This is a genomic window from Phormidesmis priestleyi ULC007 (assembly GCF_001895925.1).
GTDB classification, from domain to species: Bacteria; Cyanobacteriota; Cyanobacteriia; order Leptolyngbyales; family Leptolyngbyaceae; genus Phormidesmis_A; species Phormidesmis_A priestleyi_A.
This window is the reverse complement of sequence record NZ_MPPI01000045.1, coordinates 1-14,291: the sequence shown is the minus strand read 5'-3', so window position 1 is coordinate 14,291 and position 14,291 is coordinate 1. Positions and strand designations below refer to the sequence as shown.

The following is a 14,291-nucleotide window of genomic DNA, read 5'->3' as shown; positions in this document are numbered from 1 at the left end:
CCCTCTTACGATCGTTCTAGCGTTGGCCGCTCGGCAAAATTAGCATTTGAAGGCGCTCCATCATTTTGTCGAGTAGCCAGCCCACCAAACCGATGTAAACCAGTGCCAAAATGATTTCGCTGACTTGGTTGTTTTGGTAAGCGTTCCAGATAAAAAAGCCAATGCCGACGATGCCAGACATCACGATTTCGGCGGCGATGATCGCTAACCAGGCTAGCCCGATCGAGATCCGCAATCCGGTAAAAATATAGGGCAGCGCAGCCGGAAAGAGAATCTTAAAGAAATACTCTGATTTTGGAAGCTGCAACACTTGTGCAACGTTGTTGTAATCAGCAGGAATCTGTCTAACGCCAACAGCCGTGTTAATGAGAATGGGCCAGAGCGCAGTGATGAAAATAACAAATATGGCAGAAGGCTGGTTTTGTTGCAGAGCGGCAAGCGCGATCGGAACCCAAGCCAAAGGCGGAACCGTTCGCAGAATTTGAAAAATCGGATCAAGGGATTTAGCCACTCGCTGGTTCATACCGACGACAATGCCCAGACTAATGCCAACGATCGCGGCGAGAGAATACCCGATCGCGACTCGCTGCAAGCTAGACATGACCTGCCAAAACAGTCCTTTGTCAGTGCCGCCGTTATTGTAGAAGGGATAGGCAATCAGAGGCATCCAGGTTTCTTGCACAACTCGCACGGGGGTCGGAAGCGTCGTTAACCCCGGAATTGAAGCCAAGACTTGCCAGATAGCGAGCAAAATAATCAGCGCAATCAGCGGCGAAACGATGTCATCCAGCCGCTGCATCAGCTTTGAGTTAACGGGCTTGCGGGTAGAAGTAGTTGGGGTGCGTTTTTGAGCGAGGGTCATGAACTGTCTCCTAAATTCGGGTTCGATGAAGGGTGAGAAGGATTCGCATTGAGGGTTTCAGACGGACTACACTTTCTTAATCTTCAAGCTGTCTAAATAAGCTTGAGGATTTGCCGGATCAAACTTGATGCCGTCGAAGAATTCTTCAACGCCGCGAGACGTGCTGGTGGGAATATCTGCCGCCGCAATGCCCATTTCTTGAGCCGCCTGTTTCCAGATATCTTCGCGGTTGACTTGATCGATTAGCGTCTTGGCGTTGGTTAATGTTTCTTTGGGCAAAAAGCCCCAGCGCACGCTTTCGGTTAAGAACCAGAGATCATGGCTCTTATAGGGATAAGACACACTGCCCTTGCTGTCTTTCCAATAAAGAACAGCCATTGACTTGTCATCGATCGTGCGTTCGCCCAGATTATATTTACCCATTAGCGGCTCTAACAGAACGTTCTCTGGCACGTTGAAGTATTCTCGCTTCGACAGGATTTTGGCAAGCTCTGCCCGATTATCAAAATTGTCACACCACTGTTGTGCCTCCATGATTCCTTTGAGAATCGCTCGTGTTGCTTTTGGGTGTTTGTCAACCCAATCTTTTCGGATTGCCAAATATTCTTCGGGGTGTGCTTTCCAGATTTCTGCGGTCAAGGCGGCGACGAATCCTATTTTGTCTGCCACGATGCGATTAGGCCATGGATCTCCGGTGCTAAAAGCATCCATCGCGCCGCGCTTCATGTCTGCAACCGTTTGCGCGGTAGGCACCGTGAGCAATTCCACTTCTGTGTCTGGGTCGATCCCGCCTGCGGCAAGCCAATAGCGAATCCAGAAATCTTGATTTGATCTAGGAAACGTGTAAGCCGCTTTAAATCGAGCGCCGCCTGACTTGAGGTTGTTAAAAAAAGCAACTTGTTCGTTGAGTTTTAATCCGATGCCTTTGCCGATGTGTTTGTTGGCGATCGCAATCCCATTTCCCTGCGTGTTTAGCTGCGCGAGAACATACATAGGGATTTTTGTATTGTCAGTAATCAACCCTTCTGAAATCAGATAGGGCATAGGCATCTGCCACTGTCCGCCGTCAATGCCGCCACCCGCCGAGCCAATTTTGACATTATCTCTGGCAGCGCCCCAGTTTGCCTGCTTATCGACCTTCAGATCGACCATGCCATATTTAGCAAAAAAGCCTTTCTCTTTAGCGATGATGATAGGAGCTGACTCGACGATCGGAAGATAGCCCAATTTTGCTGTCGTCACTTCTGGCTCTTCGCCGGCCTTCACGCTCGCAACGGGGCTGGCACCTGGCGAAGATGCTGGGCTGCTCGCAGTGTCAGGAGGATTTCCTAAGCAGCCTTTGAGCAAAATAGAGCCTGCCGCCGTTGCGCTGACTGCTACCAGAAACTTGCGCCGAGACAAGGGTGAAAACTCCGTCATGATCCTCTCCTTTTGATAGTGCGATCGTGTGCCTGGTGAATGCGTTTCACAAGGTAAAAAAGGGCGAACAGCAATTTCCGAGAGGGAAATCCCATCGAAAATTGAGTCGAAAATTAGGGTTAAGAAATATCGTTCAAATTGATAAATCAATGACCTTAATAATCATTGATTCAAAGCAATGATTAGCATTGACAGTGCCAATCAGTTCATTGCCTATAATTTAGTTAACTGAACGCTTCAAAATAAGATTACTGTTCAACTGTCTGAAAGTAAAGCGAAATTCTATGGATGACCAAAGAATTACCCAATAGAATCTATAAGTAAATCTTTGGCTATCGCGTAACCCTTTGCTAGAAGTAAGTTTCAGGAATTAAAAGATTGATATTCTTAATCAATTTTCGTTACATTTCTAAATTTATTAATCAACTTCTAATGGTGAATAGATAAATATAGATGCAGATCAATTGATATTAGTAATGGTTTAAGCAACGCTTGTTTAATGAATAGAGAGAAGTCAATGCCAACGATTTATAAGACTAATGGGTGTTCAAAAGTGATTAGAGAATGTCTGAAAAGTAAGTCCGTGTCTTCTCAGCATTCTTGATTTTCAATGCTAATGATTGAATTTAATCATTGCTAAGTAGACAGACCTAATTAAACGTAAGATGCCGCAAACTGCCCTCACCCTAAATACCTCTCCCTAGGGAGAGGCAGGGTCAATTCAAGGTCGTGAGAGAAAAGCTGTAAGCCTGATTAACTCGTTCACGGCTGATCAGCCGTTCAACGGAAGTTCAATACTTCTAGATTTTCTCTATCGACTATGAATCGTCCCTACTAGGGAGAGGGACTTTGAATCTTGCTCCCTTCTCCTTGGGGATGAGGGTTGGCGAGGGCTTCGCCCCGCTTCGCGAGGAGGGTCTTCTCTTTATCGCTTCACATTTATGCAGATCCCTAACAGTGCAAATCGTAAAGTTAAGTTGAGCATCTTCCCGTCAAGATGGACAATAGGAGTAGCGATGTTTTGAATCTGTCATCTGAACCTTATGTCTTTTCGCCCATACTTTTTTTCTCGGTCTGCTTGGTGGCGTAATATCTCAGTGCTGGTCTTATCGCTGGTGATAACGATCGCAGGTTTGACCCTTGGAAATTCTGCGCTGGCTGGCTTGACGGACGATCGCTATGATGGCGAAATCTTTGCGCTTTATGCGGGCAACGGTTCGCTGGTGCCGCCAAAGGTCAAGCTAGAAGACTCGTTTAACAAACGCAAGCCTGCTCTGATGGTGTTTTACACCGACGACAGCAGCGACTCTAAGCAATTTTCTTCGGTGGTGTCTCAGCTTCAGGCGTTTTATGGTCGAGCGGCTGATTTTCTGCCCATCCGCGTAGACTCTCTGCCGATTAAAGAGCAGTATGACCCGACAGAACCGGGCTATTACTACAAAGGCTTTGTGCCGCAGACGGTGTTATTTGATCAATCCGGTAAAGTGGTGTTTGACGGCAAAGGCAACGTTGCTTATGAGCAAGTCGATGATGTGTTTCGCACCGTGTTTGATTTGCTGCCACGATCGGAGTCTACCACTCTCAAACGTCGCTCTGTTAACGAAGTCAACACCGAACTCGTTCCCCCCACTGCTAAAAAGAAATAATTTTTTATGACTCGAACCATCATTCAAACCGCTGCGGCTCCGGCTCCGGTTGGGCCCTATAACCAAGCGATCGTCGCGTCTGGTCAGATGATCTTTGTCGCGGGACAGATTGCCCTCGATCCGGCGACGGGGGCGATCGTCGGTGAAGGCGATGTTGCGGCTCAGACTGAGCGATCGCTGACCAGTCTTAAAGCGATTCTCGAAGCTGCCGGGGCAACGCTGCAAGATGTTGTGAAGACCACGGTCTTTTTGGCAGACATGAATGATTTTTCGGCGATGAATGCGGTTTATGCCCAATATTTTGATGAGGCAACGGCTCCCGCTCGTGCCTGCGTCGAGGTGTCACGTTTGCCAAAAGATGTGCGCGTCGAGATTGATTGCATTGCGGTGATTTAAGAATTGCCTCAGTGACTATTCAAGGCATTGCTTCAATCAATGCTCTAAGAGCTTTGTTGACAGCTTCTGATGTGGAGAAGACCTGAGAAACATCTTCATCCAAAACTACAACGATCGTTTTTCGTTCTTGTACTGCAAATCGATTAGGCTTTGCTTTGCCATAATCAAAGACGTATTCTGCTGCCAAACCATCTTCATGAGATTTTGTCAAGAAATTGGTCGTCAAAGGTTGTATTTTGACAGTTGAATGTATTTTAATGAGATTCAAAATAGGTATTCTGACATACAATCTGGACATTTGTATTTTTCTCGTCCAGACAAAGGAAGCCATTCATGCCCGTTACCTTTGATGACATCATTGCTAACTCTAGTTCTCAAGAGAACTTTTTACAGATCTTTCAAATCGCGTTCCATCAGCAATTCCTGGAAGCTCATCGCACGATTTTGACTGCTTGCTACAGGAACCCAGGACTGTCTCCAACCCTGAAAGGCAGCACGCCTGAGATTTTGGCTCAAGTTTGGTTGAAAAAGTACAGTGATAGTTTCGAGAATCGGATTTCAAGGCGAATTTCACAGCCTCTAGGAACAGTTGCCGACCCAATTGTTAATACAATCATCAATGCTAGATTAACAGGGTTAACATCAGAACATCTTCATCGGATTAAGTATGCTCACAGACTTGCAATGTCAGCAGAAAATATTCAAGGATTACTTCTCGAAGAGTTTTTAGCAGAACAATTGGTTGAATACGGTTGGTCTTGCTGTTGGGGAGAATCGATTCGCCACGTTGATTTTTGCAACATAAATGGTTCTCTCTTGCAAGTCAAGAATCGCAGCAACTCGGAAAATAGCTCGTCTTCTAGAGTGAGGATTAATCAACCCATTGAGAAATGGTACAGAGTTGATGCTAGAACTGGGTTATATAGGTGGTCATATTTCAACGAGAAATATGGTACAGATCGTTTCTCTGAAGATAATTTTGTGATATTTGTGCAACGAGTTCTAGCAGGAAATCCAGATGCTCTGGCTGTAGAGGCTAATAACCCTTGGCAAGCGTTATCTGAGCTTTTAGACTAGATTTAAGGAGAGCTGCTCTCCTGATGATTCTTCGAGGTGCCCAAGGATTTCAAGCATCCAACTTACGTCATCAGTTTTGTGATAACGCGAATAAAGAAAATCAGGGTAAATGATTGGTGTCTCCCCATTTAGATGAGCCAATAACATTCTGGCGATCGCTCTTCCTAAAGAACAAGGTACAGCATTTCCAACTTGCCGATACTGATCAAGTAAGCTGCCTGCGATCATCCAATCATCAGGAAATTCTTGGATGCGCTTATACTCTTCAATACTGAGCGGTCTATCCACCTCTGGATGTGCTAAATCGGTCGCAGGCATCGCTGGATGAGTGACCAATGTTGGAGAGGGTTTATCCCAAGCCAACCTCCGATAAAAACCTGTTTTGCCACCACTCGCATAATACGAAGCTCCAAGTGCTTCTTGATGCAGATCTACAGGTAAATCTCGCCAATACTGCCCAGGTTTCAAAAGTCGATAATACTTCAGCCGTTTCTCAGGAAACTTGACAAAATGATGATTATCTTCAGGCAGATTGTTGAGCACTTCTTTCAAGGTTCTCCACTGAGGAAGTCCATACAACTCTTTCTCCGAATGAGTCGGTGTCAGATAGGGAAGCTTTTCTCCATCTCGGCTGCAAGCAATCACGACTCTTTCTCGCTGTTGAGGCGACCCAAAATTGGCAGCATTATATAAATTGAAGGAGAAACTGTAACCTGCTTCCTTCAGCCTCCGAGTAATGAACAACAACGCGCCTCCCCTTTGTTCATCATTGGATAGAGATGGATAGTCCTTTCCTCTCATTTCGTGGGATCTGTGCTGTAATGGAGCCGATAATAATCCTCGAACATTTTCAATCACTGCGAATTTAGGTCTGAGTTCAGTAATCAAATCAATGAACGTTAAGAAAACATTTCCCCGTTCATCATTGAATCCTTGTCGTTTGCCTGCACTACTAAATGCTTGACACGGAGGCCCACCCACGATGACATCAATCTCTTCTGTTTGACTCAATCCAGCTTTCTCCCGGATTGCTGCGGACGAATAGTCTCTAATATCTCCAATTAACGCCATCTCTGGTCGATTCACTTCTATTGTCTTTCGGGCTGCTGAATCAACTTCACAGGCGAGAAGAACTTTGATTCCCTCTTTTTCCAAACCCAAGTCTAAGCCCATACAGCCAGAAAAAAAGCTCAGGGCTTTCAACGTCGGCTTACTAAACGATCGCCTTGCATGATCCAGGATGACAACACTAGCATCGTCATCCTTGCAACGATACTGATCAACAGATTCTGAAGCAACGATCCATCGACTGCTAATTCGCTCTCCGCTAATCTCACCATATCTGAGCAACTTGCGAACGTATTGTTCAGAGCAACTAAGCAGTTCGGAGGTTTCTTTTACAGAGAGAAATTGATTAGACATGAGTTCGAGTGCGAAACTAAAACTAAGTACCCAATAATAGTTTGGGTACAATATTTTTGCAAGCAGTTTTTAACAAGCATTCTTATGTTACGATTTCGTCGTTAGAAGTAGCATCAGCCGTCGAACAATTCAAATGCAGCAGACGAAACAGAGATCCCAGTGCTGAGTTCGAGCTTGTCTGCTGCCGCTGATTTGAGCTGTTCTCATAATTTTCACGTTCCCTTTGAGTCACGAATTTTGTCCGAAGTATTATAGAAATACTCATCCCAAAAACAGTTTATAGGCTGTGTTTTGACTTTCATCCCAATAGCGATAGCCGATCGTATCGAGAAACGCTTGCCAGTCGCCCATTTCGTGGGGTGGAACCTGCATTCCGACGACAATGCGACCGTAGTCGGCTCCATGATTTCGATAGTGAAAAAGACTGATATTCCAATCGGGACTCATGCAGGCGAGAAACTTGGTTAGCGCCCCCGGACGCTCAGGAAACTCAAAACGATAGAGTAACTCGTTGTGAGCAAGCGGCGATCGTCCGCCCACCATGTGTCTGAGATGCAGTTTTGTGAGTTCGTCGTCGGTTAGGTCGATCGTGTTGAATCCATTTGCCTCAAAAGTTGCCGCAATTTGAGCCGCATCTGCCCGATTTTGAATTTGAATACCGACAAAAATATGCGCTACTTTGTCATCAGCAATTCGGTAGTTAAACTCGGTTAAACTGCGTTTGCCAATGCACTCACAAAACTTCTTTAAGCTGCCATTTTCTTCAGGAATCGTCACCGCAAAAATGGCTTCTCGACGTTCGCCAAATTCTGCCCGTTCTGCCACAAATCGCAGCCGATCGAAGTTCATATTCGCACCGCAGGCAATAGCAACGAGCGTTTGTCCCTGAATCTGTTCGCGCTCAACATAGGCTTTTGCGCCCGCGATCGCCAACGCTCCCGCAGGTTCTAGAATCGATCGCGTGTCTTCAAACACATCTTTAATCGCGGCACAAATCGCATCCGTATCGACTAAAAACACTTCATCGACATACTCTTGGCACAAACGAAAGGTTTCTTTTCCAACTTCACTCACAGCAACGCCATCCGCAAATAAACCAACACGGGGTAACTTGATGCGATGTCCGGCTTTTAACGATTGAAACATCGCGTCAGCATCAACAGGCTCAACGCCAATGATCTTAATTTCAGGACGCAATCGCTTCACATAAGCTGCAATTCCAGAAATCAATCCGCCACCGCCAATGGCCACAAAAATTGCATGGATCGGCTGTTGATGTTGACGCAAAATCTCCATCGCGATCGTGCCCTGCCCCGCAATCACATCAGGATCATCAAACGGATGGATAAACGTCAATCCTTTCTCAGCTTCTAACTGCCGCGCATAAGCATAAGCATCATCATAAGTATCGCCATGCAAAACGACCTCACCACCTCGCGCTTTTACGGCATCTACCTTGACTTGAGGAGTTGTCATCGGCATGACTACGATCGCGGTAGTTCCTAGTTGACGAGCACCGAGAGCAACTCCTTGAGCGTGGTTTCCGGCAGACGCAGCAATCACGCCCAGCGCCAAAACGTCGGGTGGCAGTTGCGCCATTTTGTTGTAGGCACCGCGCAGCTTAAACGAAAACACAGACTGCATATCTTCGCGCTTGAGCAGCACTTTGTTACCGAGGCGTGCAGATAGATTAGGAGCAACCTCCAGTGCCGTTTCTTGGGCAACATCATAGACGCGAGCCGTCAGAATTTTTTCGAGATAGTTGGGGTGCATGGCGCAAACGCAGACGCAGGATAGGAGATCATTGTACCTGACTGGCTCTGTGGTTTATTTCACATCCTGCAACCCTTACAGCAAATGGCGATCGTTCAGTCCTGATGTTGATTTAGAATTGAGATGCCGAGAAGCAGAGATAACCCGATGACGACCTTCTCACAGGCTGACCTCTCTCTCCCTGATAGTGACGGCAAACCAATGGCGGACAATACTGAACAGTTCCGTTGGATTGTCATGATCAAAGAGAATTTAGAAGTGCTGTTTGCGAATGACGAAACTGTCTTCATCGCAGGAGACTTGCTTTGGTATCCTGTTCCAACTCGCATTATTGCTCCCGTAGCCCCTGATGTGATGGTTGTGTTTGGCAGACCTAAAGGAAAGCGAGGTTCTTATCGTCAATGGCGAGAAGAAAACATTCCTCCCCAGGTGGTTTTTGAGATTCTTTCTCCCAGCAACAACGCCGAGGAGATGGAGCGCAAGCTAGAGTTTTATGACACCTATGGAATCGAAGAATATTATTTATACGATCCCGACACGTTTCGATTTGATGGCTGGCATCGGCAAAATGTGCATCTCACAAAACTGTGGCAATTAGAGGGGCAAATTAGCCCTCGTTTAGGAATTCGTTTTGAGACGGGTCAGGGAGAATTGGTAATCTATCGCCCTGATGGTCAGCGATTTTTGACCTCGATCGAGATGGATCAAACCGCCCAACAAGAGCGCCAGCGAGCAGAGCAAGCAGAGTCTTTGTTAAACCAGGAACGCCAACGATCGCAGCAGTTAGAAGACTACTTACGATCGATCGGCGTTGATCCGAATAGTCTTCCCTAAAAAAACGTCAGTTCGATGAGTTCTCTCACTTCGTTATTCAGCACTTCAGCCCCCTAAATCCCCCATTCTGAGGGACTTTGAACCGGAAATTTTGGCTTGAAGTCCCCCAAACTTGGGGGATTTATGGGGCACGACAAACTGTAACGAAGCCGTCGAATTCACGTTAAAAAAAGCTGGTAGCTTCTCATTTAGAAATGCTACCAGCTATATGTTTTGAACCGGGTAACGAGCCGTCTCGCAACTCGTTACTCGTCACGATTACTTCGATTCAGTAAAGTCAGCGTCGATCACATCGTCGCCACCGCCCGAAGTCGTGCCATCCGTTCCCGGCGGAGGAGTGCCATCATCCCCAGGAGCCGCACCGCCACCTGCTTGCTGATATAAGTTGGTAGTGATGCCGTAGAGCGCTTGTTGCAGATCAGTCGTCATCGTCTTGATCTTGTCAAAGTCTTCGCTGGCGATCGCCTCTCTCAGATCTTTGACCAACCCATCGACCTTAGTCTTATCAGCCGCCGGAACTTTATCGCCCAACTCGCTCATTTGCTTTTCAGCCTGGTAAGCCAGAGAATCTGCCTGATTCTTCAGGTCGATGCGCTCACGACGCTCTCTGTCAGTCGAGGCGTTCTGTTCGGCATCGCGCACCATCCGCTCAACGTCGTCTTTGGGCAACGTCGAAGCCCCGGTGATGCTGATCGACTGCTCTTTGCCAGTGCCCTTATCTTTCGCGCCAACGGTCAAGATGCCGTTCGCGTCAATGTCAAAAGTAACCTCGATTTGAGGAACGCCACGAGGAGCCGGAGGAATGCCATCTAAGCGGAAAGTTCCGAGGCTCTTGTTGTCGTTCGACATTTCTCGCTCACCTTGCAAGACGTGAATTTCCACGTTGCTTTGACCATCGACCGCCGTTGAGAAGACTTCAAACTTCTTAGTCGGGATGGTGGTGTTGCGAGGAATAATCTTAGTCATCACACCGCCCAAGGTTTCAACACCGAGAGACAGCGGAGTCACATCGAGCAGCAAGAGTCCTTCGGCTCCCGCTTCACCTGACAGAATGCCTGCCTGAATCGCGGCACCCATTGCCACCACTTCATCAGGGTTAACGGTCTGGTTGGGATCTTTGCCTAAGACGCGCTTAACAACAGCCTGCACCGCAGGAATGCGAGTCGAGCCGCCCACGAGCACCACTTCGTCAATCTTGCTCTTGTCGAGCTTAGAATCGCGAAGCGCCGCCTCAACAGGAACGCGACAGCGATCGATGAGATCGGCGCACAGTTCTTCAAATTTCTGACGAGTCAGCGTAGTGTCAAGGTGCTTAGGGCCGTCTTGAGTCGCCGTGATAAACGGCAGGTTGATATCAGCCTGAGTCAGGTTGGAAAGGTCAATTTTTGCCTTCTCAGCCGCCTCGGTCAGACGCTGTAACGCTTGCTTATCTTTGCGGAGATCAATGCCTTCCGATCTCTGAAACTCACCCGCAAGATAATCGACGATCTTTTTATCAAAGTCGTCACCGCCTAAGTGAGTGTCGCCAGAAGTTGCCAACACTTCAAACACGCCATCGCCGACTTCAAGAATCGAGACATCAAACGTGCCGCCGCCTAAGTCAAACACAATGATTGTTTCATTGCTCTTTTTCTCTAAGCCATACGCTAATGAGGCTGCCGTCGGTTCGTTAACGATCCGCAAAACTTCCACGCCAGCAATCTTCCCAGCATCTTTGGTCGCTTGGCGCTGCGAGTCATTAAAATAAGCCGGAACTGTGATCACCGCTTGGGTCACCGTTTCGCCGAGATACTTACTGGCATCGTCGATCAGCTTCCGCAAAACTTGGGCAGAGATTTCTTCGGGCGCATATTGCTTGCCTGCCGCAGGGCAGTCTAGCTTAACGTTGCCGCCCACATTTAAGACTTTATAAGAGACTTCAGTGGCTTCGTTCGTGATTTCGTCAAACCTGCGACCAATAAACCGCTTCACCGAGTAGAAGGTGTTTTCTGAGTTCATCACCGCTTGACGCTTGGCGATTTGACCGACGAGGCGATCGCCATTCTTCACAAATGCAACAACTGAGGGAGTCGTCCGAAATCCTTCAGCGTTTGGGATCACGGTCGGCTTGCCGCCTTCCATCACAGCGACACAGGAGTTTGTAGTACCTAAGTCAATTCCAACAACTTTTGCCATATGAGTGCTTTCGCTCCAACAATAAATGCAATTTTTAGGGGGTTAAAGGGGGGACTGGCGTTGTCAGCCAGAATCGGCAAAGGAGGGCAGCTAGGACTCAAACAGGTTCGTAAAACCCTTTGCATGAGTAGGTCTTTGCCCAGCGAAGTTCGTCCTCCAAGTCAGGTCGTGAGAGAGTAATAACACTCAATGCCAACTGCGCGGCATTTGATCCCCTCCTTATATAGTGTTCAGGTTCCGCCATTCCATGAAGGGGTATTTACCGAACCTTAAAGAGGACGGTTGAGAGAGTTTTGAGGGCTGAAGGAATGCAAATCAGCCCTCAAAACTCAGTCTGTCTTAGCTTTGTGCCCAGGCATCGCCCGTTTCAGAAGTATCAGAAGCAGGGGCGATCGTCGCTGCTTCTGATTCAGCAGACCCATCCGAACCAGTCAGATTAAGCGTCACCACCGAAGGGCGAACGGCTTGCACTTTGGGCAGAGTCAAGGTCAGAATGCCATCTTTGAATTCGGCATTGACCTGATCGTTTTGAACGGGAGACGGCAGCGAGATCACGCGCTGAAACTTGCCATAGCGAAACTCAGAGCGGAAGAAGCCATTTTCTTCGGTCTTGTTTTCAACTTTGTGTTCACCAGACAGAGAAACGCCACTGCGACCGATTTTTACGTCGAGGTCTTTCGCATCAATTCCGGGAAGCTGAACGCGAAGTACAAATTCGGTTTCGTTGCTCTTGAGTTCGGCGGCGGGTTGCCAGGTAGGTTCGACGCGCTTGGTGGTTGCCAGATCTTCAAAGACGCGATCGAACTGACGACGCATCGCTTCCATTTCTTGCCAAGGTTGCCAATTAACGAGAGTCATCATGAAAAGTTCCTTTTAAGAGAGTAGTTAACGAGAGATGGTGATTCCGGAAGGGTTGAACCTGACCGCTCTTGTCTGCATGAATCTAATTTAGAAGGTGCAGCGGCTTAGGGCACTGAGGCAAACCGTAACAAAAGGGTAGGAGTTACCGATAGAGAAGTGAAGGCGCGATCGCCATCTTGCGAGAGAACCGTCAAAAGAGATGGGTTTCCCGTCCGATTGGTACGATAGAAGCATTCTCTAGTGCGTGATGGCGATGTCGGGCGTTTACATCAATCCCAAAACAGACTTTGCCTTTAAGAAGATTTTTGGCTCAAAACAGAGCACAGATATCTTGATCAGTTTTCTGAATGCAATTTTGTATCAATCCAGACCCATTATTGAAGATCTAGAGATTCTCGACCCTTATCAAGCGCCCCGCATTAAAGGCATTAAAGACTCTTATTTGGATGTTAAAGCCACGATCGTCGGCAACAAAACGGTCATTATCGAGATGCAGGTACTCAACGTTTTAGGATTCGAGAAGCGAGTTCTCTACAACGCTGCGAAAGCATTCTCAATTCAGTTAAATATCGGAGACGATTACACACTTCTTAATCCAGTCATTGCACTAACGATTACAGATTTTGAAATGTTTTCTGAAAGTCCTAAAGTGATCTCTCGCTACAAATTGAAAGAGCAAGATGACTTGACTGACTACAGTGAGGATATCGAGCTTGTGTTTGTTGAGCTACCCAAATTCAACAAACCGCTAAATGAATTGGAAACGATTACCGACAAGTGGCTATATTTTCTCAAATGCGCCAACCAGCTTGAAGAGGTGCCCTCTAGCCTGGAGTCGATTCCCGCCATTAATCACGCCTTTAGTGTCGCTAAACAAAGTAAATTAACTCGCAAAGAGTTAGAGGTCTTAGAGAAGCGAGAAATTTTTATTCACGACAGCCGTAACGCGATTCTCAAAGCTCGACAAGAAGGCAGACAAGAAGGCAGACGGGAAGGCAGACAGGAAGGTGAAGCGATCGGAGCCAAACAAAGAGCGATCGACATTGCCCGTCAGCTACTTGATGTGTTGGATATTGAAACCATTAGTCAAAAAACTGGGTTAAGCATTGAAGAAATTCAAGCGTTGAGGTGAGCGATTTTGACCACTCATAGATCGATGTGACAGGATAGAGAAGGTGTTTACTATGATTGCCTCATGTCTGCGATCGATCCCTCACTCGACTCTAGGCTGCAACATCTCAAAGCCGTGCGTCTGTCGCTGCTGCGTCTCCACAAAGCCTTGCTTGATTCTGAACGCGAAGCCTATGAGCAGATTCATGGGCAGATTCGCGGGCAGGGCGAGTTGTTTCGGCTCGTTTTAGATGATGAATGGTTTCGCTGGCTCCGTCCTGTCTCGCAGTTTATTGTTCAAGTGGATGAAGCTTTGGCGGCAAAAGAGCCGATCAACGTCACCCAAGTCAATGAGTTTTTGAGCCAAGCCCGTACCTTACTTCAACCCTCTGAAGAAGGCACAACTTCAGAGCAGCGCTATTATCAGGCGATTCAACGCGACCCTAACATTGCATTAATGAATGCAGATTTGTCAAGATTGCTGGCGGCAAACGTTTAGATGCACGGGGCACGGCAGTGCCATACCCCTACGGGCACTTTTAATGCTTCAACACAATTTGACCCCCGCTTTGTTGCTGTGTAGCCGTCCTAACGCTTCGTTTAAGTAGCTAGGCGCAATTAAATATAAAACGCTCCAGTGAGTACTCACCCGATTGACTCCGGGATTCCATCCCCCGCATCACCACCTTGGCTAAGTCATACTGATTATCGAACAT

13 protein-coding genes are annotated in these 14,291 nt (G+C 47.3%); 6 read left to right on the top strand and 7 right to left on the bottom strand.

What is annotated here, in order from left to right; genetic code table 11:
* Positions 1-16: 16 nt before the first annotated feature.
* Together ntrB and BRW63_RS23160 are read right to left on the bottom strand one after the other, a co-directional pair.
* The gene (gene ntrB / locus BRW63_RS23165) at positions 17-862 is read right to left on the bottom strand and encodes a nitrate ABC transporter permease (protein ID WP_073074751.1); all 846 of its coding nucleotides are present in this window, start codon (positions 860-862) and stop codon (positions 17-19) included.
* 66 nt (positions 863-928) lie between these two features.
* Positions 929-2,281: a CmpA/NrtA family ABC transporter substrate-binding protein gene (locus BRW63_RS23160; RefSeq protein WP_073074750.1), complete on the bottom strand. Its 1,353-nt coding sequence runs from the start codon at positions 2,279-2,281 to the stop codon at positions 929-931.
* Positions 2,282-3,324: 1,043 nt separating this feature from the next.
* Between BRW63_RS23160 and BRW63_RS23155 the strand changes: the two genes are divergently transcribed.
* Both BRW63_RS23155 and BRW63_RS23150 read left to right on the top strand, forming a co-directional pair.
* Positions 3,325-3,927 carry a thylakoid membrane photosystem I accumulation factor gene (locus BRW63_RS23155; protein WP_073074749.1) on the top strand — a complete coding sequence of 201 codons (603 nt, stop codon included), beginning with the start codon at positions 3,325-3,327 and terminating at the stop codon, positions 3,925-3,927.
* 6 nt (positions 3,928-3,933) lie between these two features.
* Positions 3,934-4,323, top strand: coding sequence for a RidA family protein (locus BRW63_RS23150; protein WP_073074748.1), 390 nt, complete (start codon positions 3,934-3,936; stop codon positions 4,321-4,323).
* A gap of 19 nt (positions 4,324-4,342) precedes the next feature.
* Here the strand turns inward: BRW63_RS23150 and BRW63_RS23145 are convergent, their stop codons facing one another.
* On the bottom strand, positions 4,343-4,549 hold the full coding sequence (locus BRW63_RS23145; RefSeq protein ID WP_073074747.1) for a hypothetical protein: 207 nt from the start codon (positions 4,547-4,549) through the stop codon (positions 4,343-4,345).
* A gap of 107 nt (positions 4,550-4,656) precedes the next feature.
* On the opposite strand from BRW63_RS23145, the gene BRW63_RS23140 reads away from it, so the two are divergent.
* On the top strand, positions 4,657-5,400 hold the full coding sequence (locus tag BRW63_RS23140; RefSeq protein ID WP_073074746.1) for a SinI family restriction endonuclease: 744 nt from the start codon (positions 4,657-4,659) through the stop codon (positions 5,398-5,400).
* On the opposite strand, the gene BRW63_RS23135 is transcribed toward BRW63_RS23140, so the two are convergent.
* On the bottom strand, positions 5,392-6,822 hold the full coding sequence (locus tag BRW63_RS23135) for a DNA cytosine methyltransferase (RefSeq protein ID WP_073074745.1): 1,431 nt from the start codon (positions 6,820-6,822) through the stop codon (positions 5,392-5,394). The genes BRW63_RS23140 and BRW63_RS23135 overlap by 9 nt on opposite strands.
* 261 nt (positions 6,823-7,083) lie before the next feature.
* The gene (gene ilvA, locus BRW63_RS23130) at positions 7,084-8,595 is read right to left on the bottom strand and encodes a threonine ammonia-lyase, biosynthetic (RefSeq protein ID WP_073074744.1); all 1,512 of its coding nucleotides are present in this window, start codon (positions 8,593-8,595) and stop codon (positions 7,084-7,086) included.
* A gap of 147 nt (positions 8,596-8,742) precedes the next feature.
* Between ilvA and BRW63_RS23125 the strand changes: the two genes are divergently transcribed.
* Complete coding sequence (locus BRW63_RS23125; RefSeq protein WP_073074743.1) at positions 8,743-9,429, top strand: Uma2 family endonuclease; 687 nt, start codon at positions 8,743-8,745, stop codon at positions 9,427-9,429.
* A gap of 258 nt (positions 9,430-9,687) precedes the next feature.
* On the opposite strand, the gene dnaK is transcribed toward BRW63_RS23125, so the two are convergent.
* Positions 9,688-11,604 carry a molecular chaperone DnaK gene (dnaK, locus tag BRW63_RS23120; protein WP_073074742.1) on the bottom strand — a complete coding sequence of 639 codons (1,917 nt, stop codon included), beginning with the start codon at positions 11,602-11,604 and terminating at the stop codon, positions 9,688-9,690.
* 339 nt (positions 11,605-11,943) lie between these two features.
* Entirely contained in the window at positions 11,944-12,465 is a 522-nt protein-coding gene (locus BRW63_RS23115) for an Hsp20/alpha crystallin family protein (protein WP_223257483.1), read from the bottom strand.
* Positions 12,466-12,718: 253 nt separating this feature from the next.
* On the opposite strand from BRW63_RS23115, the gene BRW63_RS23110 reads away from it, so the two are divergent.
* On the top strand, positions 12,719-13,597 hold the full coding sequence (locus BRW63_RS23110; protein ID WP_073074770.1) for an Rpn family recombination-promoting nuclease/putative transposase: 879 nt from the start codon (positions 12,719-12,721) through the stop codon (positions 13,595-13,597).
* A gap of 63 nt (positions 13,598-13,660) precedes the next feature.
* A complete protein-coding gene (locus BRW63_RS23105; protein WP_073074741.1) occupies positions 13,661-14,074 on the top strand; it encodes a hypothetical protein in 414 nt (137 codons plus the stop codon).
* Positions 14,075-14,291: the final 217 nt, after the last annotated feature.